We start from the raw sequence: 26,099 nt of genomic DNA on the forward strand, positions 1-26,099 counted from the left end.
GGGTCGACGGCGATTGACTGCCATCACGCTCGACCACCACCCCCTGGAGGTGCCTCATGACCACCCTTTCCCGCCGCGGCCGAGCAGGCCGTCCCGTCCGGCGACTCGCCCTCCGTCTGGGGGTCGTCGCCCTCGCCGCCTCGCTGGCCGCCTGCGGTGGCACCACCGGCGAGGAGACCGCCTCCAACGGCGGCGACTCCGATGCCCCGCTCATCTACGGCGTCTTCGCCACCCCGCTCGAGGAGCCGTGGGACGGGGCGATCCACGCGGCGCTGCAGTCGGCCGCCGAGGACGGGGAGATCGAGTACAAGCACGTCGACAACGTCAACACCTCCGACGCCATGGAGCGCACCCTGCGCGACATCGCCGGCAACGAGAGCCCGGACGCGATCATGGGCGACGCGTTCGCGGCCGAGGAGGCGGTGCGCAAGGTCGCCGCCGAGTTCCCCGACATCCCGTTCGCGTTCGGCTCCGGCGAGGAGCCGGTCGAGCCGAACATGAGCGTGTTCGACAACTGGCTGCAGGACCCGGCCTACCTCGCGGGCATGCTGGCCGGCGGGCTGACGAAGAGCGACACCATCGGGGTCGTCGGCGCGATGCCGATCCCCGAGGTCAACCGGATCGTGAACGCGTTCGTGATGGGGGTCAAGGAGACCAACCCCCGGGCCACGGTCAAGGTCTCGATGATCAACACCTTCTTCGACCCCGCCGCGGCGAAGCAGGCGGCCGAGGCCCACGTCGCGGCCGGCGCGGACGTGCTGTTCGCCGAGCGCGACGGCGTGATCGCCGCCGCCGAGGAGGCCGACATCCCCGTGATCGGGATGATGGTCGACCAGCACGAAGAGGCCCCCGGCCACGTCCTGACCTCGCTGCTGTGGAACATGCGCCCCACCGTCGACGCGGTGGTCGAGCAGGCGACCGGCGAGCCGGCCGCGGTGGACCTCGGCGAGTTCTCGTTCATGAAGGTCGGCGGCAGCGACCTGGCGCCGATCAACACCGACGTCGTCGGCGGGGTGCCCGACGACCTGCTGGCCCGCGTCGAGGAGCGCCAGGGCCAGATCATGGACGGCAGCTTCGTCACGCCCGTGGACGAGTCCGCACCGGGCAGCTCGATCAAGGTCTCGACCGTGGAGGTTCCCGAGCAGTGACCCCCCAGCGCGCGGGCGCGGACGCCGACCCGGCCCGCGGGCGTGCCCTGCTCGAGCTGGCCGGGGTCACCAAGCGCTTCGGCGACCTCGTCGCGAACGACGACGTCAGCCTGAGCGTGGGCGCCGGCGAGGTCGTGGCGATGCTGGGCGAGAACGGCGCCGGCAAGTCGACGCTGATGAAGATCGCCTACGGGCTGGTGCGCCCCGACGCCGGCGAGCTGCGCGTCGACGGCCGCCCCGTGCAGCTGGGCTCGCCCCGCGATGCGATGCGCGCGGGGATCGGCATGGTCACCCAGGAGTTCTCGCTGGTGGAGACCATGACCGTCTCGGAGAACGTCGCGCTGTCCGCGGTCGGCCTCGGCCGGGTCGACGCGGCGGCCAACCGGCGACGGGTGATGGCGGCGATGGAGCGCCTCGGCGTGCAGATCGAGCCCGAGCGCCTGGTCGCCACGCTCTCGATCGGAGAGCGGCAGCGGGTGGAGATCGTCAAGGCGCTCTTCCACGACTGCCGGGTGCTGATCCTCGACGAGCCCACCGCCGTGCTCACCCCGCAGGACGTGCGCTCGCTCTTCGAGACCATCGCGCGCCTGCGCACCGACGGGCTCGGCGTGCTGTTCGTCTCGCACAAGCTGCGCGAGGTCGCGGAGATCTCCGACCGGGTCGTGGTGCTGCGCCGCGGACGGATGGTCGGCGACCGTCCCACCGCGAGCGTCGACGAGGCCGAGCTGGCCGCGCTGATGATGGGCGGCGCGGCGTCGGCCGCGGCCGCACCGGCCGGCCCGTCGCAGTCGCGCGCCGGCGCCGTCGCCGACCCGGTGGGCGGCGCGGTCGGGCTCGGTGTCGAGACCCGGCCGACGGCCGGCCCCGCGGAGGCGCGGCCCGAGCCGGTGCTGCGCCTGACCGACCTGGGCGTCTCGACCGGCCGCCGCGCGCTGCTCTCGGGCATCTCGCTGACCGTCGGCGCCGGGGAGATCGTCGGGATCGCCGGGATCTCCGGCAACGGTCAGACCGAGCTGGTCGACGTCCTGGCCGGGGTCCGCCCCGCCTCGAGCGGCACCGTGCACGTCGCCGGGCGCGACCTCACCCGGGCCGACGTGGCCACCCGACTCGCGGCCGGGCTGGGCCGGCTCACCGAGGACCGGCGCGGCAGCCTCGTGCCGCAGATGAGCGTCGAGCACAACCTGGTCCTCGAGGACCTGCCCCGGTTCACCTCGCGCGGCCTCCTCGACCGCGGCGCCGTGCGCCGCCACGCGGAGCAGCTGATCGAGCGCTTCGACATCCGGGCCCGCCCCGGGGACCCGGTGGCCACGTTGTCGGGCGGCAACATGCAGAAGGTGCTGCTGGCCCGGTCGCTGGTGCGCGAGCCGCGGGTGCTCGTGGTCGCGCAGCCGACCCGCGGGCTCGACGTGGGCTCCTACGCCTACGTGCACGAACAGCTCGCCGCGCTGCGCGACCGCGGCGCCGGCGTCCTCGTCGTCTCCGAGGACCTCGACGAGCTGCGGGGGCTGTGCGACCGGGTGGCGGTGCTCTTCCGCGGCCGGATCGTCGGCGAGCTGCCGATCGCCGAGGCGAGCAGCGAGCGCCTCGGCCTGATGATGACCGGAGTGGAGGTGGCGACGTGAAGTTCGTCCTGCGCGGTCGCGAGCCGCGCTGGGTGGCCCCCACGGCGGTGCTGGTCGCCGTCGCGGTCACCGTCGCGCTGACCGCGCTGCCGATCCGCCTCGCCGGCGCGAACCCGGTGGCCGCGTTCGAGCGCTACCTGCTCACGCCGCTGAGCTCGGTGAACGGGCTCCACGAGGTGCTGCTCACCGCCACCCCGTTGATGTTCACCGGCATCGCGGTGGCGATCGCGTTCCGGGCGGGCTACTGGAACATCGGGGCCGAGGGCCAGTTCCTCCTCGGCGCCGTCGGCACCACCTGGGTCGGCACCACGTGGGCCGACCTGCCCGCCCCGGTCGCGCTCCCGCTCGGCTTCGTGGCCGGAGCCGTCGGCGGGGCGGTGTGGGCACTGGCGCCCGCCTGGCTCAAGCGGCGCGCCGGGATCGACGAGGTCGTGACCACGTTGCTGCTCAACCCGGTCGCGCTGCTCGTCGTCCAGGGCCTGCTCAACGGCCCGTGGCGCAACTCCGCGACCGGCTTCACCGACTCCGACCGGCTCGGCAGCGGCTTCGACCTGCCGCCGCTGATCCCCGACAGCCGGGTTCACTGGGGCTTCGCCGTGGCGCTGGCGGTCATCCTCGTGGCCGGGGTGGTCCTGACCCGCACCGCCACGGGCGTGCGGGTCCGGGCGGCCGGCCAGGCGCCGCAGGCCGCCGCGTTCAGCGGCATCGACGTCGACCGGGTGCAGTTCCGTGCCGCCCTGGTCTCCGGCGGTGTCGCCGGCCTCGGCGGCGCCTCGACGGTGATGGGGGTCCAGCACCAGCTCACCAGCGGCATCAGCAACAGCTACGGCTACACCGGCGTGATCGTCGCGACCCTCGGCGGGCTCGGCGCGATCGGCGTGCTGCTGGTCTCGCTGCTGCTCGGCGACATCTCCGTCGGCGCGCAGAACGTGTCGCTGGTGCTGCAGGTGCCGACCCAGCTGGGGGCGATCTTCAGCGCGCTGCTGATGCTCGCGGTGCTCTCCGCGATGAGCTGGCGGCGCTACCGCGTCCAGTGGCGACGGCCCAGGCCCGCCACGACTCCCGAACCCGCCCAGGAGACCGGATGAGCCTCAACCTGCTCGCGCTGCTCGGCGCGATGCTCACCATCGCCACCCCGCTGATCTGGGCGGGCGTGGGCGAGCTCGTCGTCGAGCGGACCGGGGTGCTGAACCTCGGCATCGAGGGGACGATGTACCTCGGCGCGTTCGTCGGCTTCCTGGTCGCGCTGCGCACCGGCTCGCCGTGGCTCGGCCTGCTCGCCGCCGTCGCCTCGGGGGTGGTGGCCGGCGTGCTGATGGGGCTGTTCGCGGTCACCCTCGGGCTCAACCAGCACGTCTCCGGGCTCGGGCTGACCCTGCTGCTGATCGCGGTGTGCGAGTTCACCTTCCGGATGCTCTACGCCGGCGAGCGGCCCACCCTCGACACGAAGTTCGACGTGCTGCTCCCCGGCGTCGAGGTGCTCGACCAGCACTGGCTCACCTACGTCGCCTTCCTCGTGCTCGCCCCGGGATCCTGGTGGGTGCTGCGGTCGACCGGTGCCGGATACCGGCTGCGCGCCGTGGGGGAGAGCTTCGAGGCCGCGGACGTCGCCGGGATCTCGGTGAGCGGGGTGCGGTACGCCGCGCTGATGGTCGGGGGTGCGTTCATGGCCGTGGGCGGCGCGTTCCTGACGCTCAGCGTGCTGGGCAGCTTCACCCTCGACATCATCAACGGCCGCGGGTGGGTCTGCATCGCGCTGGTGATCTTCGCTCGCTGGCGGGTGTGGCCGGCCGTGTGCGGCGCGCTGATCTTCGCCGGCACCGACGCCCTGCAGCTCCAGCTCGCGATCACGCCGGCCTTCGGCGACGTCCCGCGCGAGCTGATGCTCGCCCTGCCCTACCTCGCGGTGATCGTCGCGCTCGCCGTCTGGGGGCGCAGCGTGCGCTACCCGGGCTCCTACCTCAAGGCGCACCGCCGTGCCTGACCCGAGCACTCGAAAGGGAGATCCGATGAACGACCACGACCTGCTCCGCCACGCGCTCGAGGAGGCCCGCCGCGGCCTGGCCGAGGGCGGCGTCCCGATCGGCGCGGCCCTGGTGCGTGAGGGCGAGGTCCTCGGCACCGGGCGGAACCGACGCGTCCAGCAGGGCAGCGCGATCCGGCACGGTGAGACCGACTGCCTCGAGAACATCGGCAGGCTCCCCGCCTCGGTCTACGCCCGCTCGACGATGGTGACCACGCTGTCGCCCTGCGACATGTGCACGGGCGCGATCCTGCTCTACGGCATCCCGCGGGTCGTGATCGGGGAGAACCGCAACTTCCTGGGCGGCGAGGAGCTGCTGCGCCGGCGAGGGGTCGAGGTCGTGGTCCTCGACGACCCGGACTGCGTCGAGATGATGGGCTCCTTCATCGCCGCGAACCCCGAGCTGTGGAACGAGGACATCGGCGTGGAGGCATAGCCGCCCAGCCCGTGGTGCACAGGCGGCGAGTCGCGGCGCTCCTCCACAGGTCGCGGTCGACCCCTGCCGGGCCCGGGTCCGGCTCCCTAGCGTGGACGCATGCGATCGCGACGCCCCAGCCCCGCGCACCAGGAGGCGGTCTCCCGGCGGCTGGCCCTGCTCGGCGCCGAGCTGGCCGCCGTGCGGGCGGCGGCGCCGGCCGAGGAGCCCGAGGTCGACGACCCCGACCCGGCGACGGGCTCGGAGTGGTGGGAGGACCACACCCGGGTGCGCCCGTCACCCTGGGCGGAGACGCCGTCGGTCGACCAGCCCGACGCGGGTCTCGCGGTCATCCCGGTGCCCGGCCGGCACGCCGCCCGGCGCCGCGGCCGGATCGCCGACGCGGTGCCGCCGACGCTGCGGGGGCGGGTGGCGCTCGGCGCGCCCCAGGTCGCGGTGCTCGCCGTGCTCGTGGCGCTCGGCCTGGGCGTCACCTGTTGGTGGATCGTCCGGGGCGACGCGACCGGGGTCGCGACGGCCCCGGTGGCCGCGCCGGCCGGCTCCGGTGTCGCGCTGGTGCCGCTGCCGGACGAGGCTCCGGCGAGCGGAGCCGCGAACGCCCCGGGCACGCCGCCGGCGTCCGGTGAGCCGACCACGCTGACCGTCGACGTCGCCGGCAAGGTCCGCCGCCCCGGCATCGCGGTGCTGCCCGCCGGGTCGCGGGTGGTCGACGCCCTCGAGGCGGCCGGCGGGGCCCGGCCCGGAGTCGACCTGTCGTCGCTGAACCTCGCCCGACTGCTGGTCGACGGTGAGCAGGTGCTGGTGGGGGCGCCGGTGCCGGCCGGGGTGGCCCCGTCGGCCCTCGCGACCGCGGCTCCGGGTGCGCCGCCGGCCGCGCTGGTCAACCTCAACACCGCCACCGCGGAGCAGCTGGAGTCGCTGCCCGAGGTCGGACCGGTCACCGCGCAGGCGATCCTGGCCTGGCGTGACCAGCACGGCGGCTTCACCGCGGTCGACGAGCTGCTCGAGGTCGACGGCATCGGCGAGGTCACGCTCGCGCAGATCGCCCCCCACGTGACGGTGTGAGGGTCCCGGCCGAGACGGGCTCGGCGATCGCCGAGCCCGGAGAGCCCGGGCCTGACCTGCGGATGCCGCTGCTGGGGGCCGTCGCGTGGGCCGGTGCCCTCGTCGCCTGGCTGCTGCCCACCTGGGTCGCCGCGGCCGTCGTGGCCACGCTGACCCCCGTCGCGGCGGTCGGCCTGCGCCGGGCCCCCAGGGCCCGCGGTGGAGGCCGGCCGTGGCGGTCCACGGGCACGGCGACGGCGCTCGGTGCACTGCTGGTGCTCGCCGCCGCGGTGTCCGTCACGCTGGTGCGTCAACACCAGGTCGCCGGCAACCCGGTCGCCGCGCTGGCCGAGCAGCGGGCGGTGGTCACAGTCGAGGCGACCGTGACCTCCGACCCGCGGCCCCTCGTCGGCGGGTTCGCCGAGCGGGTGCTGCTGCGGGCCGAGGTCCGGCGGGTGCACGGCCGGGGCGCGGCGTACGCCCTCGCGACCCCGGTGCTGGTGATCGCGGACCCTGCCTGGTCCGACGTGGCGCTGGGCAGCACCGTGCAGGCGTCGGGGCGTCTCGACGAGGCCGACGACGGCGACCTGGCCGCCGTGCTGGTCGCCCAGGGGGAGCCCACGGTGCGGGCCCCGCCCGACGTGTGGTGGCGCGCGGCCGGCGCCGTCCGCGGCTCGCTGCGGGAGGCCGTCGCGCACCGGCCCGCCGAACAGCGGGCGCTGGTGCCGGCGCTGGTGGTCGGCGACGACGCCGCGGTCGGCCCCGACCTGGCCGAGGACTTCCGCACCACCGGCCTCACCCACCTGTTGGCGGTCTCCGGCACCAACCTGACCCTGCTGGTCGGGTCGCTGCTGGTGGTCGGCCGGTGGTGCGGGGTGCGAGGGCGATGGACCTATCTGGTCGGGGCGCTGGGCATCACCGGATTCGTGCTGTTGGCCCGCACCGAGCCGAGCGTGCTGCGTGCGGCGGTGATGGGTGCGGTCGCCCTGGTCGGCCTCGGGGTGAACGGCCGTGACCGCGGCCTGCGCACGCTCGGGGTGGCGGTGGTCGTCCTGCTGCTCGCCGACCCCTCGCTCTCGGTCAGCCCGGGCTTCGCGCTGTCCGTGCTCGCCACCGCCGGCATCCTGGTGCTCGGGCCGCCGTGGCGCGACGCGCTGGCGCGGTGGCTGCCCCGGTGGGCGGCCGAGGCGATCGCGGTGCCGGCCGCCGCGCAGCTGGCCTGCACGCCGGTGGTGGCCGCGCTCTCGGGCGAGGTGAGCCTGGTCGCGGTGGCCAGCAACCTCCTGGCGGCGCCCGCGGTCGGCCCGGCCACCGTGCTGGGCCTGCTCGCCGGCCTGCTCGGCCTCGTCTCCGATCCGGTCGCCCAGGTCGTCGGCACCGGAGCCGGCTGGTGCGTGGGCTGGATCGTGCTGGTCGCTCGCTGGGGTGCCGACCTTCCCACCGCGGCGATCGACTGGGGCACCGGCCCCGTGGCCTTGGCCGCCCTCACCGCCCTCACGGTCGTCATCGGCGTCGGCGGCCCGTGGCTCCTCGGGCGTCGGAGCGTCGGGGTGGCCTGCTGCCTGGTCGCCGCCGCGGTGGTCGGACTGCGGCCACCCAGCCCCGGGTGGCCGGCCGCGGCCTGGGTGGTGGCCATGTGTGACGTGGGGCAGGGCGATGCCCTGGTGCTCAACGCGGGCCACGGGGCCGGCGTGGTCGTCGACGCCGGCCCCGACCCGGCAGCGGTCGACGAGTGCCTGGACCGGCTCGATGTCGCCCGGGTGCCGCTGCTGGTGCTCACCCACTTCCACGCCGACCACGTCGACGGGTTGCCCGGGGTGCTCGAGGGGCGTGAGGTCGTGGCGATCGAGACCACCTCCCGCCTCGACCCGGCCGGCGGCGTGCACGAGACTCTCGACACCGCGCTCGAGGCCGGCCTCGGCCCGACCATCGCGCCCTACGGCCAGACCCGCACCGTCGGTGACGTCAGCCTCCAGGTGCTGTGGCCCACCTCGCCCGAGCCGGTGGCCGGTCCCGGCGACGGCAGCCGGGCCAACGACGACAGCGTCGTGCTGCTCGCCGAGGTGCGCGGCGTCCGCGTGCTGCTCACCGGTGACGTCGAGCCGCCCGCCCAGGCCCGCCTCGCGGCCGCCTATCCCGACCTGGCCGTCGACGTGCTCAAGCTGCCGCACCACGGGAGCAGCCACCAGGACCTCGACTGGCTGGCGTCGCTCTCCGCCGCTGCGGTGCTGGTCTCGGTCGGTGCCGACAACGACTACGGTCACCCGTCCGGCACCGTGCTCGACGCGCTCGAGAGCGCCGGGGCCGCCGTCCACCGCACCGACCTCGACGGCGACGTCGTCGTCAGCGGCGTCCCCGGGCAGCTTGAGGTCCACCACTGATCGCCGACCGGTCAGGGATTCCCGCAGGATCGCGGCGTGTCGCGGAACGTCTGGCGAGTCACCGTGACGGCTGTTGACCTTGCCCCTGGGGGAGGACCCATCGTCTGGCTCACCGGCGACCGTCGCCGGGGGAGCAGGACAGGATGACCTCATGGACCTGATGGGCATCGGCGACTTCGCCCGCGCCACCGGGCTCACGCCGAAGGCACTGCGCCTCTACGACGAGCTGGGGCTGCTGTGCCCGGCCGACGTCGACACGGCAACGGGCTACCGGCGCTATGCCCCCGAGCAGCTCGAGGCCGCCCGGCTGGTGGCCCGGCTGCGCCTGGTCGGCATGCCGCTGGCCCGGATCCGTCGGGTGGTCGCGCTCGGTCCCGGCGAAGCGGCCATCGAGGTCGCGGCGTTCTGGCGACAGGTCGAGGCCGACACCGTGAGCCGGAGAGCCCTGGTCACGGCCCTGCTCCGCGACCTCGAACCGGAGGACCAGGCCATGGCACCACCCCCCACGTCGCCCACCGCCCTCGACGCGCCGCAGTCGGCGTCTCGCATCGGGCAGGGAGCCCGGGAGTCCCAGCAGGACGCCGTGCTCGAGGCCCCCTGGCTCTTCGCCGTCGCCGACGGCTTCGGTGCCACCCCCGGTCTGGCCGACGCCGCACTGGCAGCAGCCCGCGAGGCGCTCGACGCGCCGACGGTCTCCATGGGGCCGGCCACCGCGCTCGCGGCCGCGGTCACGGCTGCCGAGGCAGCCTTGGGCGGCCGATCCGACTCGCCCCACGACGGCACGACCGTGACCCTGCTCTGGCTCACCGAGGGCCGAGCCTGGGTCGCCCACGTCGGCGACGGGCGGGTCCTGCGGCTGCGCGACACCGGGCTCGACCGGCTCACCCGCGACCACACTCTCGTCGCCGCGCTCGTCGAGGAGGGCCGGCTGACCGAGGACGAGGCCCGGGTGCACCCGCACCGGGCACTGCTCAACCGGGCTCTCGCCCCGGGCGGGTCCGCCGAGCCCGATCTGGCGTCGTACGACGCGCGGCCGGGCGACCGCTTCGTCCTCACCACCGACGGGGTGCACGCCGTCCTCGAGCCGGACGCCCTCACCCGGCTGCTGACCGCCGGGACCGTCGAGGAGGCCGTCGATCGGGTCTCCGCAGCGGTCGAAGCGGCCGGTGCCCCGGACAACCACGCGGTCGTGGTCGTGGACGTGCCGAGCGCGCCCTGACGCGGAGGCGACCCGTCGATCGTTCCTCGCGACCCGGCGTGTCCGTGGGAAGCACTGACGGGTCGGCGGGGTGTCGGGGGGCTGTGGCAGGCTTGGCGCACCATGGCAGCCCCGTCCCGTTCCGGTCCTCGTCCCGGCTCCAGCTCAGGGCCCACCGCCGGGCAGGTGCTCGGTCGGGTCACGCTGGTGACCGGCAAGGAGGAGTACCTCGGCGAGCGCACGGTGGCTGCGGTCCGCGAGGCCGTGCGCGGCCACGACCCCGAGGCCGAGCTGTCCGAGGCCTCCGCCTCCGAGGTGACCCTGGCGACGCTGGGTGAGATGTCGGCGCCCTCGCTGTTCTCCAGCACCAGGTGCGTGGTCGTGCGCCGCCTCGAGGACCTCCCCGAGGAGTCGGTCGACGGACTGCTCACCTACGCGTCGGCGCCCGTCGAGGACGTCGCGCTGGTCCTCGTGCACAGCGGCGGCCAGAAGGGCACCGGCGTCCTCAACAAGCTGCGCAAGCTCGACACGGTCACCGAGTCGAAGTCGGGGGAGCTCAAGGCCTCCGAGGTGCCGGGGTTCGTGGCGGCCGAGGTGCGTGGCCACGGTGGCAGCATCGACGGCGAGGCCGCCACGTTCCTGGTGCAGGCCGTCGGGCACGACCTCCGCTCGCTCGCGGCGGCGGCCCACCAGCTCACCAACGACTTCTTCGGCCAGGCGCTCACGGTCGAGAAGGTCAAGCGCTACTTCGGCGGCCGGGCCGAGGCGAAGTCGTTCGCGGTCGCCGACGCGGCGTTCTCGGGTCGTCGCGAGACCGCGCTCGAGGAGCTGCGCTGGGCCCTCGACGCCGGCACCGCCCCGGTGCTGGTCACCTCGGCGTTCGCCGGCGGGGCCCGTGGGCTGGCCCGCTACAAGGGCGCGCCGCGAGGCATGCGCGAGGCCGACCTGGCCCGTGAGGTCGGGGTGCCGCCATGGAAGCTGCGCACGATCCGCGACCAGTCGCGGGCCTGGTCCGAGGGCGGGCTGGGGCGGGCCATCCGCGCCGTCGCCCAGGCCGACGCCGACATCAAGGGGGCGGCGAGCGACCCCTCCTACACCCTCGAGCGCCTCGTGCTGACCGTCACCGGACTGCGCGAGGGTCGCTGACCACCGCCCCGCGGTCACACAGCCCGCACACGCGGAGAAGGCGCCGCCCCACCGGGACGGCGCCTTCAGCTGTGCGAGGTCAGAGCGAGGCGGCCTTCTTGGCGATCGCGGACTTGCGGTTCGCGGCCTGGTTCTTGTGGATCACGCCCTTGGAGGCGGCCTTGTCGAGCTTGCGGGAGGCGTCGCGGGCGGCCGCGGTGGCGGCCTCCTTGTCACCGGCCTCGGCCAGCTCGCGGAACCGGCGAACAGCAGACTTCAGGCCGGTCTTGACCGCCTTGTTGCGCTCGTGCCGGCGCTCGTTCTGCTTGTTGCGCTTGATCTGGGACTTGATGTTCGCCACTACTGCGCCTTCGTCGTAGGTGTGGGGTGCTGCTCAGATGATCGGGTGCGTCGGCGCGCGGGGCAGGAGCCAGCGCCAGACGTGCGACGAGTTAGGTTAGCAGCGCGCTGCTGGGGCTCCCAAATCCGTCGGCGGTGATGTCTCACAGCCAGCCGCGGCGCTCGCACAGCCAGTGCCACACGACCTCGCCCTGCCAGCGCTGCGCCTCACGCAGGTGCGGGGACGTGGGCGGGACGGGCTGCTGGCACTGGAGCAGGAAGTAGCCGGCGAGCAGAGCCAGTGCGACGTCGATGTGCGCCGGGGGGACGTCCTTGACCAGGCGCCGGCGGCCGAGCACCCCGTCGACGTCAACGCCGTCGCCTCGGGGGCCGATCAGTGCCATCACGGTGTCGACCCAGTCGGCGCCGAGCACGGGCCAGTTCCAGTCGCACAGCTGCACCCGGCCGGTGTCGTCGACCAGAACGTTGTCGTCGCGCACGTCGGTGTGCACCAGCGTGGAGCCCCCGCAGACCTCGGGGAACCGGGCGGCCAGGGCCGCGGCGTCCTCGAGACGCTCCGCCAGGTGCGGCAGGTCGGGCGGAGAGTCGCGGAGCCGGTCCCAGAGCCCCGGCCAGTCGGCGAACTCCTCCGACATCGGCGGCAGCCGCAGCGCCGCGGGTGGCGGGGTCAGCGACTCGGCGACCACCTCGAGCGCGTCCAGGGTGGCCTCGAGGTCCGCGGCGGTCCACGGACGCTGCGGGGCACGGGACTCGACGTGCTCGATCCCGAGGACCACCCAGTCGTCGGCGTCGTGGGTCCACAGCAGGCGGGGCGCGGGCACCGTGTCCGGCAGCGCCGCCAGCTTCCGGGCCTCCTCGCGATAGGCCTCGGCGAACGCGCGCTGAGCCTTGACCGAGGCCGCCTTGACGAAGTGGCGCGACCCGTCGGCGCAGTGGAGCACCGATGCGAAACCGGGGGTGAACCCGGCCTGCCGACTGTCGGCGGCGACGACGGGGGACCCGCACCGTCTCTCCACCTCCGCCCGCAGGTGTGGCGGCAGGAAGCTCCACTCCAGGCGGCGCGCCGTGCGGCCGTGGGGGATCGTCGTCGGGATCACCGGCCCATCCTGGCGCATGGCCCCCGGTGCCGGGGCCGGTCCCGGGAGTTCGTGGCCCGGGAGTCGGAGTGGAACAATGGCCCCTCCCCGCCCGACAACGAGAGACGTCCGTGACCAGCCAGGTTCCCTCCGCCGCGCCGCAGCCCGGCCAGACCGACCCCGCGGTCATCCGCAACTTCTGCATCATCGCGCACATCGACCACGGCAAGTCGACGCTGGCCGACCGGATGCTGCAGCTCACCGGGGTCGTCGACGAGCGTGCCGCCCGCGCCCAGTACCTCGACCGGATGGACATCGAGCGCGAGCGCGGCATCACGATCAAGAGCCAGGCCGTGCGGATGCCGTGGACGGTGCCGGCCGGCAACGCCGAGGGCGCCGAGCCGGGCACCTACGTGCTCAACATGATCGACACCCCCGGCCACGTCGACTTCACCTACGAGGTGTCGCGCTCGCTCGAGGCGTGCGAGGCGGCGGTCCTGCTGGTCGACGCCGCGCAGGGCATCGAGGCTCAGACGCTGGCGAACCTCTACCTGGCGATGGGCGCCGACCTGCACATCATCCCGGTGCTGAACAAGATCGACCTGCCCGGCGCCAACCCCGAGAAGTACGCCGCCGAGCTGGCCGGGCTGGTCGGCTGCGAGCCCGAGGACGTGCTGCGGGTCAGCGCCAAGACGGGCGCGGGCGTGGAGGGCCTGCTCAACGAGATCGTCAAGCAGACCCCGCCCCCTGTCGGCGTGGCCGACGCGCCGGCCCGGGCGCTGATCTTCGACTCCGTCTACGACACCTACCGCGGCGTGATCACCTACATCCGGGTGGTCGACGGCAAGCTCACCCACCGCGACCGGATCAAGATGATGTCGACCGGCGCCACCCACGAGCTGCTCGAGATCGGCGTGATCAGCCCCGAGCAGGTCAAGGCCGGCGAGATCGCCGTCGGCGAGGTCGGCTATCTGATCACCGGCGTGAAGGACGTGCGCCAGTCCCGGGTGGGCGACACGGTCACCACCCAGAACCACGGCGCCACCGAGGCGCTCGGTGGCTACAAGCACCCGAACCCGATGGTCTACGCGGGGCTCTACCCGATCGACGGCGACCAGTTCGGCGACCTCCGCGAGGCGCTGGAGAAGCTGCAGCTCAACGACGCCGCCCTGACCTTCGAGCCGGAGACCTCCGGCGCGCTGGGCTTCGGCTTCCGCATCGGCTTCCTCGGGCTGCTGCACATGGAGATCACCCGCGACCGGCTCGAGCGGGAGTTCGACCTCGACCTGATCTCCACCGCGCCGAACGTGGTCTACCAGGTGGTCATGGAGGACGGCTCGGAGTTCACCGTCACCAACCCCAGCGAATACCCCGAGGGCAAGATCGCCGAGGTGCGCGAGCCGGTCGTGAAGGCCACGATCCTCAGCCCGTCCGACTACATCGGCACGATCATGGAGCTCTGCCAGGCCAAGCGCGGCGCGCTGCAGGGCATGGACTACCTCTCCGAGGACCGCGTCGAGATGCGCTACGTCCTGCCGATGGGCGAGATCGTCTTCGACTTCTTCGACCAGCTGAAGTCGCGCACCAAGGGCTACGCCTCGCTCGACTACGAGCGCTCCGGCGAGCAGGCCGCCGACCTGGTCAAGGTCGACGTGCTGCTCCAGGGCGAGCCGGTCGACGCGTTCTCGGCGATCGTGCACCGCGACGCGGCGTACTCCTACGGCGTGATGATGGCGACCAAGCTGAAGGACCTGATCCCCAGGCAGCAGTTCGAGGTGCCGATCCAGGCCGCGATCGGGGCGCGGGTGATCGCCCGCGAGAACATCCGCGCGATCCGCAAGGACGTGCTCGCCAAGTGCTACGGCGGCGACATCAGCCGCAAGCGCAAGCTGCTGGAGAAGCAGAAGGCCGGCAAGAAGCGGATGAAGAACATCGGCACCGTCGAGGTGCCGCCGGAGGCGTTCGTCGCCGCGCTGTCGACCACCCAGCCGAGCGAGAAGAAGAAGTAGGCCCCGAGCCGGCGGCCACCTGGGCGGCCCGCCCGAGGTCGCGGCGGTGTCTGGTGGGATGAGGTGGTGCTCGTCGTCCCACCCTCCTTCCTCGCGTACGCCGCGCGCGGCGCGCAGTTCGCCGCGTTCCTGGACCGGCTTCCCGGCCTGCTGCGCGAGCTGCTCGATGAGTGGGAGCTGACCCCCGACGGCGAGATGGCGCACGGCTTCTGCGCGGCGGTGCTCGCGGTCCGCGCCACCGACGGGGCGGCGGCGGCGCTCAAGGTCGGGTGGCCGCACCCGGAGGCCGAGCACGAGCACCTGGCTCTCCAGCACTGGCATGGTGACGGCGCGGTGCGGCTGCTGCGCGCCGACCCGCGCCGCTCGGCGCTGCTGCTGGAACGGCTGTCCACCGCCGACCTGGCCGACCTGTGGGACGTCGAGGCGTGCGAGGTGGTGGGCGGCCTCTACCGCCGGCTGCACGTGCCGGCGCCGCCGCAGCTGCGCAGGCTGTCCTCGGACGCGGCGCGCTGGGGCGAGGAGCTGGCGGCGCTGCCCCGTGACGCTCCGGTGCCACGACGCCTCGTCGACCAGGCGGCGGCGCTGGCCCGAGGCTTCGCATCGGACGAGGCCACCGACGGGCGGCTCCTGCACACCGACCTGCACTACGGCAACGTGCTGGCCGGCGACCGTGAGCCGTGGCTGGCCATCGACCCCAAGCCGCTCAGCGGGGATCCCCACTTCGAGGTGGCGCCGATGCTCTGGAACCGCTGGCCGGAGCTCGTGGCGGCGCCCCGCAGCGTGCGCGACGGCGTCCGGCTGCGCTTCGAGACCCTCGTCGACGTCGGTGGCCTCGACGAGGAGCGGGCGCGCGGCTGGGTGGTGGTCCGGGTGCTGCGCCTGGCTTGGGGCCGGCTGCAGGACCCGCCCGGAGCCCGGCGCCGGACCTCGACCGAAGAGCTGCTGACCAGGTGCGTGACGATCGCCAAGGCAGTCCAGGGCTAGCAGGCTTGACCCGTCTGTTCGGTCGGCGGCCGGGGGCTGGACCTGTCACACTTCGGCGGGTGGAGAACGCGCGTGTGCTGTCGGTGAACGTCGGTCGGCCCGAGACCGGCCCCTGGACCGGCCGGGTCGGCCGCAGCGCGATCCGCAAACAGCCGGTCGATGCTCCCGTCCGCGTGCTGCGCGCCGGGCTGGCCGGCGACAGCGTCTGCGACCAGAAGTACCACGGCGGTCTGGACAACGCGGTCTACGTCTACGCCCGGGAGGACCTGGATCGTTGGGGTCGGGCGCTGGGTCGGCCGGTGCCCGACGGGCACTTCGGCGAGAACCTCACCACGGTCGGCATCGACGTCAACGCCGCGCTGGTGGGGGAGCGGTGGCGGGTCGGCACAGCACTGCTCGAGGTGGCCAAGGTGCGTACCCCATGCCGCGTCTTCGCGGGCTTCATGGGGCTCACCGGCTACGACGACACCGCCTGGGTGAAGCGGTTCACCGCCGAAGGGCGGCCGGGACCCTACCTGCGGGTGCTCGAGGAGGGCGTCGTCGCCATGGGCGATCCCGTCGCGGTGGAGCACCGGCCCGACCACGACGTGACCGTGGCGATGGTCTTCCGAGCGCTGACCACCGAGCGACACCTGCTCCCGCGGGTGCTCGAGGTGCCCGAACTGTCGGATACCGTCCGCCGCAGGTCAGGGCCCGCTCAGGCTCCGGTCTCCTGACTCGGTGGGAGTCGGGTCGCGATCCCTGAGATCTGTGACCCAAACCTCACCCGGCATGGCAAAGTGACGTAGGTTACCGACCAGGAACCACCGTCGGCCGTTCTCAGCGCAGGAGTGCCATGCCCGTCAATCGCGACACCAGCTTCCTCGACCACCTCGCCCCCAACGTGGCGGTCCAGTTCCTCGACCGAGTGGCGAAGTCCCCGGACACCGAGGCCTACCGCTACCCCGTGGGTGAGCAGTGGGAGTCCGTCACCTGGCGGGAGACCGGCGACCGGGTCTCCGCGCTGGCGGCCGGACTGCTCGCGCTCGGCATCGAGAACGAGCAGCGGGTCGGCATCATCTCCAACACCCGCTACGAGTGGATCCTCGCCGACCTCGCGATCATGTGTGCCGCCGCGGCCACCACCACCGTCTACCCGACCACGATCGAGGAGGACACCTCCTACATCCTCGGCGACGCCGAATGCCGCGTGGTCTTCGCCGAGGACGACGAGCAGGTCGCCAAGGTGCGCGCTCGTCGCAACGAGCTGCCGCACCTCGAGAAGGTCGTGGTGATCGACGGCGCGACCGACGGGCCGGACGGCTGGGTGATCGGGCTCGACGACCTGGCCGCGCTCGGCGCCGCCCACCTCGCCGAGAACCCCGACGTCATCGAGCAGACCGCCAAGTCGATCGCCCCCGACCAGTTGGCGACCCTGATCTACACCTCCGGCACCACCGGCCGCCCCAAGGGCGTCCGGCTGCGGCATCGCTCGTGGGTCTACGAGGGCGCGGCGATCGAGTCGCAGCGGATCCTCGACGAGACCGACCTGCAGTTCCTGTGGCTGCCGATGGCCCACTCGTTCGGCAAGGTCCTGCTCTCCACCCAGCTGGCGTGCGGCTTCGCCACCGCGGTCGACGGCCGGGTCGAGCGGATCGTCGACAACCTGGGCGTGGTCAAGCCGACGTTCATGGGCGCCGCGCCGCGCATCTTCGAGAAGGCGCACGGCAAGATCGTCACGATGCAGGAGGCCGAGGGCGGCGCCAAGGAGAAGATCTTCAAGAAGGCGTTCGAGGTCGGCACCAAGGTCGACCGGCTCAAGCGCGAGGGCAAGTCGGTCCCGCCGCTGCTGAAGCTCCAGCACGGCCTGTTCGACAAGCTCGTCTTCAGCAAGGTGCGCGAGCGCTTCGGTGGCCGGGTCCGCTTCTTCATCTCCGGCGCTGCCGCGCTGAACCAGGAGATCGCCGAGTGGTTCCACGCCGCGGGCATCAAGATCCTCGAGGGCTACGGTCTGACCGAGACCTCGGCCGGCGCGTTCGTGAACCACCCGGAGGACTACAAGTTCGGAACCGTCGGCCTGGTCTTCCCGGGGTCGGAGGTGAAGATCGACGAGGAGAGCGGCGAGGTGCTGGTGCGTGGCCCCCAGGTCATGGACGGCTACCACAACCTGCCCGAGGAGACCGCGAAGACCCTCACCGAGGACGGCTGGCTGCGCACCGGTGACAAGGGCAGCCTCGACGCCGACGGCTTCCTGAGCATCACCGGCCGGATCAAGGACCTGTTCAAGACCTCCGGCGGCAAGTACATCGCGCCCTCGGCGATCGAGGCCAAGTTCAAGGCGGTCTGCCCCTACGCGAGCCAGTTCATGGTCTTCGGCAACGATCGCAACTACTGCGTCGCGCTGATCACCCTCGACCCCGACGCGCTGGCGATGTGGGCCGAGGAGCACGGCAAGCAGGGCCTGTCGTACGAAGAGTTGGTGAAGACCGACGAGGTCCAGGCCATGGTCGCCGGCTACGTCGACGAGCTCAACTCGAGGCTGAACCGGTGGGAGACCATCAAGAAGTGGAAGCTCCTCGAGCACGACCTCACCATCGAGTCCGGTGAGATGACCCCCTCGATGAAGGTCAAGCGCAACGTGGTCGAGCAGAACCACCAGGCGCAGATCGAGGCGCTCTACGCCTGATCTGCGCTGCTTGCAGCCGGCACCGCCCCCGTCCGCTCCGGACGGGGGCGGTGGCGCATCCGGAGGGTTGAGAGACTGGGTCCATGCCCTCCGTGCTGCCTCCGGGCGACCCCGTGCCCGACGACGGCGCACTGCCCGAGCCTGCCCTGGCCGCGGTGGGCGCCCTACCGTTCGGGTTCTACGTGCACGTGCCGTTCTGCACGGTGCGCTGCGGCTACTGCGACTTCAACACCTACACCGCTGCCGAGCTCGGCCCGGCGGGCGGGGCGCCGGGCGCTTCCCGATCGACGTACGCCGCCGCGGCGGTCGCGGAGGTCCGGCGGGCCCGGCGGGTGCTGGGGGACCGTGACGTGCCGGTCGACACGGTGTTCTTCGGCGGCGGCACGCCGACGCTGCTGAGCCCCGAGGACCTCGGCTCCGTGCTCGCCGCGATCGATGCCGAGTTCGGTCTGGCTCCCGGGGCGGAGGTGACCACCGAGGCGAACCCCGACAGCGTGGACGGCGGCTACCTGGCCCGCCTGCGCGAGGCCGGGTTCACCCGCCTCTCCTTCGGCATGCAGTCGTCGGTCGGCCACGTGCTGCGGGTGCTGGACCGCACCCACGACCCGCTCCGCGTGCCCGGCGTGGTGGCCGAGGCCCGAGCGGCGGGCTTCGAGCAGGTGAGCCTGGATCTCATCTACGGCACGCCGGGCGAGAGCCAGGCGGACTGGGCCACGTCGATCGAGGCGGCCCTGGCCTGCGCGCCCGACCACGTCTCGGCGTACTCGCTCATCGTGGAAGAGGGCACCGCGCTGGCCCGCCAGGTGCGCCGCGGGGTGCTGCCGATGCCCGACGAGGACGACCTGGCCGACAAGTACGCGATGGTCGACGAGCGGCTGGGCGCGGCCGGACTGGGCTGGTACGAGGTCTCGAACTGGTCGCGCGACACGGCCGGCCGGTGCCGGCACAACCTGCTCTACTGGACCAGCGCCGACTGGTGGGGCGTCGGTCCGGGCGCCCACTCGCACGTCGCCGGGGTGCGCTGGTGGAACGTCAAGCACCCCACCGCGTACGCCGCGCGGCTGGCCGCCGACCGCAGCCCCGCCCTCGCCCGCGAGGTCCTCGACGACGAGACCCGCCGGGTCGAGCGGGTGCTGCTCGAGGTGCGGCTGCGCGAAGGGCTGGACCCGGCCGTGTTGGACGCGCCGGGGCTGGCGGCGGTGCCCGGCCTGGTGGGTCGCGGGCTGCTCACCGACGAGGGCGGCCGCCTCGTGCTGACTCTTCGCGGGCGGCTCCTGGCCGACGCGGTGGTGCGCGACCTCGTGCCGTGACCCACGTCTCGTCCCCAAGCACCCCGCGGGGTGACCGGGGGCCTAGGCTGCTGCCATGACGCAGGGTCCCGAGCAGCCCAACCCCTACGACCCGAACAGCCAGCAGCCGGCCGGCGACCCCTACGGCCAGCAGCCCTACGGCCAGCAGCCGTACGGTCAGCAGCCCTACGGTCAGCAGCCCAACGGCCAGCCCGCACCCGGCGCCTACGGCGTCGGCCCGATGACGCCCTACGGCGTGCACCCGGTGACCGGCATCCCCTACTCCGACAAGTCGAAGCTGGTCGCGGGGCTGCTGCAGATCCTGATCCCGATCGGCATCGGCCGGTTCTACACCGGGCACACCAGCATCGGCGTGGCTCAGCTGGTGGTGGCGATCGTGACGTGCGGCATCGGCGTGCTGTGGCCGTTCATCGACGGCATCATCATGCTCGCCACCGACTCCACCGACGCCGACGGGCGGCTGCTGCGGACCTGAGGTCCGGCGTGGGTCAGCTGACCATCCGGATGGTCAGCGGGTAGCGGTACTCCTCGCCTCCTGCGGACTTGACCGAGCCCAGGATCGTGAAGACCAGCCAGAAGGCGCCGAAGGCCAGGGCGAGCGGCAGCACCAGCAGGATGCCGATGCCGAAGGTGATCAGGGTGAGGATCGCTCCCACGATGCCGCCGACGAAGCCGTAGATCAGCATGGAGAGCTGGAAGTTCAGCGACTCGACCGACTGGCGCCGCACGTAGGGCGAGGTGTTGCCCTTGGCGAGCAGCACCACCAGTGGCCCGAGGAAGGCCATCGCGACGAACGCGCCGACCAGGGCGCTCCAGTGCGCGGCGCCTCCCCAGGTCTTCTCGTCGGGGGTGGGACCGCCGGGCGTGGGCGGGTAGGGCATGCCGGGACTGGTGGGATAGCTCATCTGGGCTCCTCTGCACACGGGCCTCCCGCCGACGCGGGTGCCCCCCTCGCGTGACCTTCAGGCTACGTCGCCGGTGACGAAGTCGATCAGCTCCTCGACCCTACCGAGAAGCGCGGGCTCGAGGTCGGCGTAGGAGTTGACCCTGGAAAGGATGTGCTGCCAGGCGCGGGCGATGTCGGCCTGGTCACGGTGCGGCCAGCCGAGCTGCTGGCACACGCCCTTCTTCCACTCCAGCTGACGGGGCACCTCGGGCCAGCGCGGGATGCCGAGCCGGTCCGGCTTCACCGCCGCCCACACGTCGACGAACGGGTGGCCGACGATGAGCACGTGCTTGCCGACGGGGGAGCGCGCGATGCCCTGGGCGATGCGCGCCTCCTTGGAGCCGGGCACCAGGTGGTCGACGAGGACGCCGACGCGGCGCTGCGGGCCGGGCCGGAAGTCGACCAGGTGGTCGGCGAGGTCGTCGACGCCGCCGAGGTACTCCACGACGACGCCCTCGACGCGGAGGTCGTCGCCCCAGACGCGCTCGACCAGCTCGGCGTCGTGGCGGCCCTCGACGAAGATCCGGCTGGCGCGCGCGACGCGCGCCTTCGCGTCGTGGACGGCGATCGACCCGGAGGCGGTGCGGGTGGGGCGCTGGGGGGCGCTCGCCCGGACCGGCGGGGTCAGGATGACCGGCTTGCCCTCGAGCAGGAAGCCGGCCCCGAGCGGGAAGGTGCGCCGACGCTGACGGCGGTCCTCCAGGGTGACGGTGTAGAGGTCGCGGTCGACCGCGACGATCTCTCCGCACCAGTCGGTCGTGACCTCCTCGACCACCGCGCCGATCTCGGCGGGGGTCTCGACGGCACGGCCGCGCTTGGGGGCGCGCCAGTCGGTCGAGAGCACGTCGGGTCCGTAGCGGTCGTTCACCCACGCAACCGTAGGCGCGGCCACCCCCAGGCCGGCGACGGCACGCCGGTCGGCGCTCAGCTCGCGCCGTCGCCCTGCTCGTCCTCCGGCTCGTCGTCGCTGCTGCGCTCGGCTTCCATCTCGTCGGCGATCTTGCCGCCGTCGAGGTCGGCGGTCTCGCCGGGCGGCAGGCCCTCGGCCAAGGGGTTGTCGTCGCCGGGGCGCAGGTCCTCGGGGAGCTGCTCGTCGCTGATGGCCCGCTCCGGCTCCTCGTTGCTGTTCGTCATGGAACAGGGGTACCCCGTTTGCTCCCCGGCCCAGCGCGGCTCCTCGTGGCGGCGGAACGCGGCGCGAGAAACTTCGACGGCGGCTGTCGATTCCCTTCCGCTCCGCTCGTCAACGTGGTGAGGTCGCAGCCGCGGCCACCCAACGCCAGGAGGAAAGCTCGATGAGTCGTCACCTCGTACTGCTGCCAGCCCCCGAAGCCGAGTGGGCGGAGCTGCCCGAGTCCGAGCACGAGGCCGGCATGCGGTCCCACGCCCGGTTCCACGAGGAGCTGGCCGAGGGCGGGCACCGGCTGATCGTCGCCGGTCCGCTCGAGCCGTCCGCGCAGGCGACGTCGCTGCGTCCCGACGGCAGGGGCGGCGTGCTGGCCACCGACGGCCCGTTCACCGAGTCCGCCGAGCAGATCGTCGGCTTCTACCTCGTCGAGACCGACGACGAGGCCGGCCTCCGTGCCGTCTGCGAGCGGTTCGCCTCCCGAGGCGAGTTCATCGAGCTGCGCCGCCTGGCCGAGTGAAGGAGATACCCATGACCGAGTACGTGGTGCTGATCATCGGCGACGCCGACCGCTGGTGGACCTCGATGAGCCTGAAGGAGCGGGAGGACGGCTACGCCCAGTACGCCCGCTTCGGCGAGGAGTTGGCCCGCCGTGGACACAAGGTCACCGGCGGTGCCGAGCTCCAGCAGAGCACGACCGCCAGGTCGATCCGGCCCGGCGGGTCTGCGGCCACCGAGGGCCCGTTCGCGGAGACCGCCGAGCAGGTCGGAGGCTTCTACCAGATCGAGACCGACGACCTCGACGACCTGCTCGACTGCTGCACGATCATCACGGCGCTGGGCGACGGGGTGGAGGTGCGTCCCACGGTCAGCGCCGCCGACCGGCCGTCGTGAAGCGGTACGTCGTCCTGCTGGCCTGTGACCCCGGCGACTGGGCATCGGCGTCGCCGGCCGTGCAGCAGGAGTACTTCGACGCCCACCAGGCCTTCGAGCGTTACGTCGACGCGCATGGCCGGCGGATCTCCTCGGCGCCGCTGGCGGGCGCCGACACCGCCACCACGCTGCGCCACGCCGACGGTTCGCTGACGGTCACCGACGGGCCGTTCGTCGAGTCGGTGGAGCAGGTGGCGGGCTACTACGACGTCGAGCTGCCCGACCTGGACTCGGCGATCGCCGCCGGGCGGCTGCTGCCGGCGTCCTATGCGGTCGAGATCCGCCCGACGGTGACGATCGAGGGCTACGAGCCGGCGTGATCGTGGGCGCCGAGACCGCCCTCGAGACGGTCGTGCGCGAGGAGTGGGGGCGGCTCACGTCCCTGCTCCTCGCGCAGTTCCGCCGACTCGACCTGGTGGAGGACGCCCTGGGGGACGCGGTGGAGGCGGCCACCCGGCACTGGCCGGTCTCGGGTGCGCCCGACAACCCGGCCGGGTGGCTGCTCACGACCGCCCGCCGGCGGATCCTGGACCGGCTGCGCGGCGAGGCGATGGCCCACCGCAAGGCGCCGCTGCTGGTCACCGAGGCGGTTGGTCGCGAGGAGGGCCTCCGCGCGATGGCAGACCCGGGCGGCCTGGTCGAGGACGACCTGCTCCGGCTGGTGCTGATGTGCACCCACCCGGCGCTGGCTCCCGAGTCGGCCAGCGCGCTGACGCTGCGGATGGTCCTGGGCATCAGCACCCACGACATCGCCCGGCTCTTCCTGGTCTCCGAGCCGACCGCCGCTGCCCGGATCACGCGGGCGAAGAAGAAGATCGTGGCCGCCGGCATCCCCTTCGGTGTGCTGGCGGCCGACGCGCTGCCGGAGCGGCTGGAGACGGTGGCGCAGACGGCGTACCTGGCCTTCACCGCCGGCTACGCGCCCGGCAGCGGCGCCGACCTGCTGCGTGCGGACCTGGCCGGTGAGGCGATCCGGCTGGTCCGGGTGGTGCGCGACCTGCGGCCGCAGGAGCCGGCTCCGGTGGCGCTGCTGGCGCTGATGCTGCTCCAGCACTCGCGCCGCGACGCCCGGGTCGACGCCGACGGACGGCTGGTGCTGCTCGACGACCAGGACCGGGGTCGATGGCGGCACGATGAGATCGACGAGGCCGTGGCGCTGCTGGCCGACCCGGTGCTGGCCGGTCCGCTGACGCCGCTCGTGGCTTCGTACGTCGTGCAGGCACGGATCGCTGCCGAACACGCTCGCGCCCCGTCGGCGGGGGAGACCTCGTGGGAGCGGATCGTGGCGCTCTACGACCTGCTCCTCCAGCTGACCGGGTCGCCCGGGGCCAGGCTGGCGCGGGCGGTGGCGGTCGCGGAGGCGTCCGGTCCGGCGGCGGGTCTGGTCGCGTTGGAGGGCATCGAGATCCCCGGCAGTCATCGGGTCGCGGCGGTGCGGGCCGAGCTGCTGGCGCGCGCCGGCGACACCGCTCGGGCGGTGGTCGCCTACGACGAGGCGCTGGAGCTCTGCCGCAACGAGGCGGAGCGGGCACACCTGCTGGAGCGACGGGACCGCGCTGCATTGCCGGGGCGCTAGCCCGACTGCTTGGTTGGGGGCATGAACTACAACGGGATGTGGGCCGAGCCCGGCAGTGATCCGCGAGAGGCGCTGGAGCCCGGCAGGGGCGAGAAGGCCGTGCTCGCGGAGTACCTCGACCGCTACCGGATGACCTTCGAGCTCAAGTGCGGGGGGCTCACCGCCGAGCAGCTCGCCACGCGCTCGGTCCCACCGTCGACGATGTCGCTGCTGGGCCTGGTGCGTCACCTCTCCCGCGTGGAGCACTCGTGGACGCGTCGAGTCTTCGAGGGGCAGATCGAGCTGCCGCGCCTCTACCGCACCGAGGAGGACCCGGACCTGGACTTCAACCAGGCCGTGGCCGACGACGACGTCGTCGCCGAAGCGTGGGAGACCTGGCGCGGTGAGGTCGCGCACGCCCGGTCGGTCTACGCCGGGCTGGACCTCGACGCCCCGGTCGAGGTCCACGGCCAGGAGCTGGAAGTCCGCGACGTCATCGTGCACCTGGTCGAGGAGTACGCCCGCCACGTGGGCCACGCCGACCTGCTGCGGGAGTGCATCGATGGCCGCACTGGCCAGTAGGCCGTGGCCCGACACGGGAGCGCGCGATCGCGTGGACGGCTTCGTAGATCGACGGACGTAACGACCCGCCGGACCGTCCGTCTCCCCCTTCCCGTGCCCATATGTTCGTCGCGGTCCGAGACTGTGAATGGTCGTTCGGATCTGCCGCGACCAGCGCGGATCTGCCGATATCGGGATGTCGTTCGGAGCCCCGACTTGTACGGTGTTCCCGCGGTCATCTCAGCGGTAACGGAGGCTCAGGGGTTCTCGGCACTGCCGGGAGCAAAGGCTGAGTGAAGTCCCGGCCTCGCTCTCACCAGGCCCTTTCCGGAGGGCGCCGCACTCCGGTCCCGAACTGCACCACGCACGGATCCGCCGCATTCGGACTGGAATGCTGGGGGGCATGAACCGTGAGCCCGCCTGGGACCGACTCCTGGCTTCGCTGAGGACGTGGGCGGAAGTGCGGGAGGTGACCGGGGGCGTTGAGGTCTCCTTCCCGGGTGGTGCGGGCGCATTGCGAACGGTGGAGATCGTCATGACACCCGAACAATGGGATGAACTCAGCGAGGTCGTGCAGTTCGAGTCGCCCGACAGCGTGAAGAGGCGACTCCTCGCACTTGAGGACGACAAGCCCTTCCTCGTATGCGACTCGGGGGTGGAGTTGATTGCTTCCTCCAGCCACGATCTGCCTCCCGTCACATTCGCGGGCTTCACGCCCGAGCCCGGCGGACAGTGGGTCGCCACCGACGAGACGGGAAACGTGGTCAGCCGATTGGCCGACTGGAGCGACAACGACGACTGAAACGCACGCATCTGCCGCGGTCAGCGCCGCTAGGAGCCGCCGGTGAGGTCGAGGTCGAGGTGCACCCCGGTGGTGGACTCGGGGTAGATGTCGAGGCCTGGTGGGGCGGTGAGGATGAGGTCGGCTTCTTGGTCGGTGAGCGGGTGGGTGCCTTGGTCGTCGACGAGCGCGGCGAGGCCGTGGGGGCTCTGCCAGAGGTAGCGGCCGGGGCCGGCGGCGCGGCCGCGGTGGCCGCCATGGGTCTTCCAACGATGATGTCGCCGGCGTAATGGTGCGCTGTTGTGGGGGCCGGTCTGGCCTGGTGGGCCGCCGTCGGCGGGTGGCTTGTAGGCGACGATGTGGTCGGTGTCGGTCTGGTCGCGGCTGGCGGCGGTGGAGTAGGGGAAGACGTCGCCTCCGGCGAGGAGCCAGGTGTGGTCCTTGAGTCGTTCGGGGTGCTCGTAGGCATCGACCCGCGGCCGGCTGGCGAGGTCGAGGACCGGCTGCAGCTTGACGTCGGCGTGGCCGAGGAGCTCGGCGAGGGCTTGGGCGAGCATCGGGCCGAGGCCTTCGACGCGGGCGATCCCGGCCTGGCGCTGCAGGGCGGCTTGGTGGAGGTGGACGAACACCTTCCCGCGGGGGCGCAGCGAGGCCAGCTGTCGGGTGGTCAGGGCCTTGAGGCGGTCGAGGGTGGCGTCGAGGTGCGCTGGCGCGTAGGCGGGGCGTCCCGCGGGGCGAGCGAGCAGCGGGCGGTCGTAGAGCCCCCCGGTTGGTTACCGTCCGGCGGGTATCTCACCGTTTGCTGGGCGTGCCCTG

Annotated in this window: 28 protein-coding genes; 22 read left to right on the forward strand and 6 right to left on the reverse strand. The window is 72.9% G+C overall.

Translation table 11 applies throughout. The features are described 5' to 3' along the window. Window positions 1–56 precede the first annotated feature (56 nt). The 9 genes from D6B71_RS14810 to holA all read left to right on the forward strand — a co-directional run bounded on the left by D6B71_RS14810 (window position 57) and on the right by holA (window position 10,998). Window positions 57–1,148, forward strand: coding sequence for a BMP family protein (locus D6B71_RS14810; RefSeq protein WP_121256385.1), 1,092 nt, complete (start codon window positions 57–59; stop codon window positions 1,146–1,148). Then, window positions 1,145–2,770 (forward strand): ABC transporter ATP-binding protein, encoded by a 1,626-nt coding sequence (locus tag D6B71_RS14815; protein WP_121256387.1) that lies wholly within the window; start codon window positions 1,145–1,147, stop codon window positions 2,768–2,770. Before D6B71_RS14810 ends, D6B71_RS14815 begins: the two co-directional genes overlap by 4 nt. Further along, entirely contained in the window at window positions 2,767–3,858 is a 1,092-nt protein-coding gene (locus D6B71_RS14820; RefSeq protein ID WP_121256389.1) for an ABC transporter permease, read from the forward strand. The genes D6B71_RS14815 and D6B71_RS14820 overlap by 4 nt, the downstream gene beginning before the upstream one ends. After that, entirely contained in the window at window positions 3,855–4,754 is a 900-nt protein-coding gene (locus D6B71_RS14825) for an ABC transporter permease (RefSeq protein ID WP_121256391.1), read from the forward strand. The genes D6B71_RS14820 and D6B71_RS14825 overlap by 4 nt, the downstream gene beginning before the upstream one ends. Window positions 4,755–4,779: 25 nt before the next feature. Then, entirely contained in the window at window positions 4,780–5,229 is a 450-nt protein-coding gene (locus D6B71_RS14830; RefSeq protein WP_121256393.1) for a nucleoside deaminase, read from the forward strand. Window positions 5,230–5,328: 99 nt separating this feature from the next. Next, on the forward strand, window positions 5,329–6,294 hold the full coding sequence (locus tag D6B71_RS14835) for a ComEA family DNA-binding protein (protein ID WP_206051781.1): 966 nt from the start codon (window positions 5,329–5,331) through the stop codon (window positions 6,292–6,294). Beyond that, the gene (locus tag D6B71_RS14840) at window positions 6,291–8,654 is read left to right on the forward strand and encodes a ComEC/Rec2 family competence protein (protein WP_240641429.1); all 2,364 of its coding nucleotides are present in this window, start codon (window positions 6,291–6,293) and stop codon (window positions 8,652–8,654) included. Before D6B71_RS14835 ends, D6B71_RS14840 begins: the two co-directional genes overlap by 4 nt. Window positions 8,655–8,805: 151 nt before the next feature. Beyond that, window positions 8,806–9,873 (forward strand): MerR family transcriptional regulator, encoded by a 1,068-nt coding sequence (locus tag D6B71_RS14845; RefSeq protein ID WP_121256395.1) that lies wholly within the window; start codon window positions 8,806–8,808, stop codon window positions 9,871–9,873. 102 nt (window positions 9,874–9,975) lie between these two features. Next, a complete protein-coding gene (gene holA / locus D6B71_RS14850; protein WP_121256397.1) occupies window positions 9,976–10,998 on the forward strand; it encodes a DNA polymerase III subunit delta in 1,023 nt (340 codons plus the stop codon). A gap of 79 nt (window positions 10,999–11,077) precedes the next feature. On the opposite strand, the gene rpsT is transcribed toward holA, so the two are convergent. After that, window positions 11,078–11,338 carry a 30S ribosomal protein S20 gene (rpsT, locus tag D6B71_RS14855; RefSeq protein ID WP_121256399.1) on the reverse strand — a complete coding sequence of 87 codons (261 nt, stop codon included), beginning with the start codon at window positions 11,336–11,338 and terminating at the stop codon, window positions 11,078–11,080. 142 nt (window positions 11,339–11,480) lie between these two features. Continuing rightward, entirely contained in the window at window positions 11,481–12,434 is a 954-nt protein-coding gene (locus tag D6B71_RS14860) for a phosphotransferase family protein (protein ID WP_240641430.1), read from the reverse strand. Window positions 12,435–12,544: 110 nt separating this feature from the next. On the opposite strand from D6B71_RS14860, the gene lepA reads away from it, so the two are divergent. The 6 genes from lepA (at window position 12,545) to D6B71_RS23540 (ending at window position 19,856) form a co-directional block, all read left to right on the forward strand. After that, window positions 12,545–14,422, forward strand: coding sequence for a translation elongation factor 4 (gene lepA, locus D6B71_RS14865; protein WP_121256402.1), 1,878 nt, complete (start codon window positions 12,545–12,547; stop codon window positions 14,420–14,422). A gap of 66 nt (window positions 14,423–14,488) precedes the next feature. Then, window positions 14,489–15,406, forward strand: a complete 918-nt coding sequence (locus D6B71_RS14870) for an aminoglycoside phosphotransferase family protein (RefSeq protein ID WP_240641431.1) — start codon at window positions 14,489–14,491, stop codon at window positions 15,404–15,406. Between the two features lie 59 nt (window positions 15,407–15,465). Continuing rightward, window positions 15,466–16,122 carry an MOSC domain-containing protein gene (locus D6B71_RS14875; RefSeq protein WP_206051782.1) on the forward strand — a complete coding sequence of 219 codons (657 nt, stop codon included), beginning with the start codon at window positions 15,466–15,468 and terminating at the stop codon, window positions 16,120–16,122. 119 nt (window positions 16,123–16,241) lie between these two features. After that, window positions 16,242–18,071 (forward strand): AMP-dependent synthetase/ligase, encoded by a 1,830-nt coding sequence (locus D6B71_RS14880; protein WP_121256406.1) that lies wholly within the window; start codon window positions 16,242–16,244, stop codon window positions 18,069–18,071. Between the two features lie 83 nt (window positions 18,072–18,154). After that, entirely contained in the window at window positions 18,155–19,381 is a 1,227-nt protein-coding gene (gene hemW, locus D6B71_RS14885) for a radical SAM family heme chaperone HemW (protein ID WP_121256408.1), read from the forward strand. A 55-nt stretch (window positions 19,382–19,436) separates the two neighbouring features. Continuing rightward, the gene (locus tag D6B71_RS23540) at window positions 19,437–19,856 is read left to right on the forward strand and encodes a TM2 domain-containing protein (protein WP_121256410.1); all 420 of its coding nucleotides are present in this window, start codon (window positions 19,437–19,439) and stop codon (window positions 19,854–19,856) included. A gap of 13 nt (window positions 19,857–19,869) precedes the next feature. Here the strand turns inward: D6B71_RS23540 and D6B71_RS14895 are convergent, their stop codons facing one another. From D6B71_RS14895 to D6B71_RS14905, 3 genes are read right to left on the reverse strand one after another with little or no spacing between them, the layout of a single operon-like run. Continuing rightward, entirely contained in the window at window positions 19,870–20,286 is a 417-nt protein-coding gene (locus D6B71_RS14895) for a DUF4870 domain-containing protein (RefSeq protein ID WP_206051783.1), read from the reverse strand. 57 nt (window positions 20,287–20,343) lie between these two features. After that, the gene (locus D6B71_RS14900; RefSeq protein WP_121256412.1) at window positions 20,344–21,195 is read right to left on the reverse strand and encodes a DUF3097 domain-containing protein; all 852 of its coding nucleotides are present in this window, start codon (window positions 21,193–21,195) and stop codon (window positions 20,344–20,346) included. Window positions 21,196–21,251: 56 nt separating this feature from the next. Next, on the reverse strand, window positions 21,252–21,461 hold the full coding sequence (locus D6B71_RS14905; RefSeq protein ID WP_121256414.1) for a hypothetical protein: 210 nt from the start codon (window positions 21,459–21,461) through the stop codon (window positions 21,252–21,254). A gap of 161 nt (window positions 21,462–21,622) precedes the next feature. On the opposite strand from D6B71_RS14905, the gene D6B71_RS14910 reads away from it, so the two are divergent. The 6 genes from D6B71_RS14910 (at window position 21,623) to D6B71_RS14935 (ending at window position 25,304) form a co-directional block, all read left to right on the forward strand. Next, window positions 21,623–21,973 carry a YciI family protein gene (locus tag D6B71_RS14910; protein WP_121256416.1) on the forward strand — a complete coding sequence of 117 codons (351 nt, stop codon included), beginning with the start codon at window positions 21,623–21,625 and terminating at the stop codon, window positions 21,971–21,973. 11 nt (window positions 21,974–21,984) lie between these two features. Next, entirely contained in the window at window positions 21,985–22,347 is a 363-nt protein-coding gene (locus tag D6B71_RS14915) for a YciI family protein (RefSeq protein WP_121256418.1), read from the forward strand. After that, complete coding sequence (locus D6B71_RS14920) at window positions 22,344–22,706, forward strand: YciI family protein (RefSeq protein ID WP_121256420.1); 363 nt, start codon at window positions 22,344–22,346, stop codon at window positions 22,704–22,706. Before D6B71_RS14915 ends, D6B71_RS14920 begins: the two co-directional genes overlap by 4 nt. Then, window positions 22,703–23,962, forward strand: coding sequence for an RNA polymerase sigma factor (locus tag D6B71_RS14925; protein WP_240641432.1), 1,260 nt, complete (start codon window positions 22,703–22,705; stop codon window positions 23,960–23,962). The genes D6B71_RS14920 and D6B71_RS14925 overlap by 4 nt, the downstream gene beginning before the upstream one ends. 21 nt (window positions 23,963–23,983) lie before the next feature. Then, window positions 23,984–24,523, forward strand: coding sequence for a DinB family protein (locus D6B71_RS14930; RefSeq protein ID WP_121256422.1), 540 nt, complete (start codon window positions 23,984–23,986; stop codon window positions 24,521–24,523). 382 nt (window positions 24,524–24,905) lie between these two features. Further along, entirely contained in the window at window positions 24,906–25,304 is a 399-nt protein-coding gene (locus tag D6B71_RS14935; RefSeq protein ID WP_126688287.1) for a hypothetical protein, read from the forward strand. Window positions 25,305–25,333: 29 nt separating this feature from the next. Here D6B71_RS14935 and D6B71_RS14940 read toward each other — a convergent pair whose 3' ends face one another. Next, complete coding sequence (locus tag D6B71_RS14940) at window positions 25,334–25,840, reverse strand: hypothetical protein (RefSeq protein WP_206051784.1); 507 nt, start codon at window positions 25,838–25,840, stop codon at window positions 25,334–25,336. Here D6B71_RS14940 and D6B71_RS23165 point away from each other — a divergent pair. Beyond that, the coding region (locus tag D6B71_RS23165; RefSeq protein ID WP_206051785.1) for a hypothetical protein at window positions 25,805–26,099 on the forward strand (295 nt) is incomplete at its 3' end. The genes D6B71_RS14940 and D6B71_RS23165 overlap by 36 nt on opposite strands.

It is taken from the genome of Nocardioides ferulae (genome assembly GCF_003660455.1).
GTDB lineage: Bacteria > Actinomycetota > Actinomycetes > Propionibacteriales > Nocardioidaceae > Nocardioides > Nocardioides ferulae.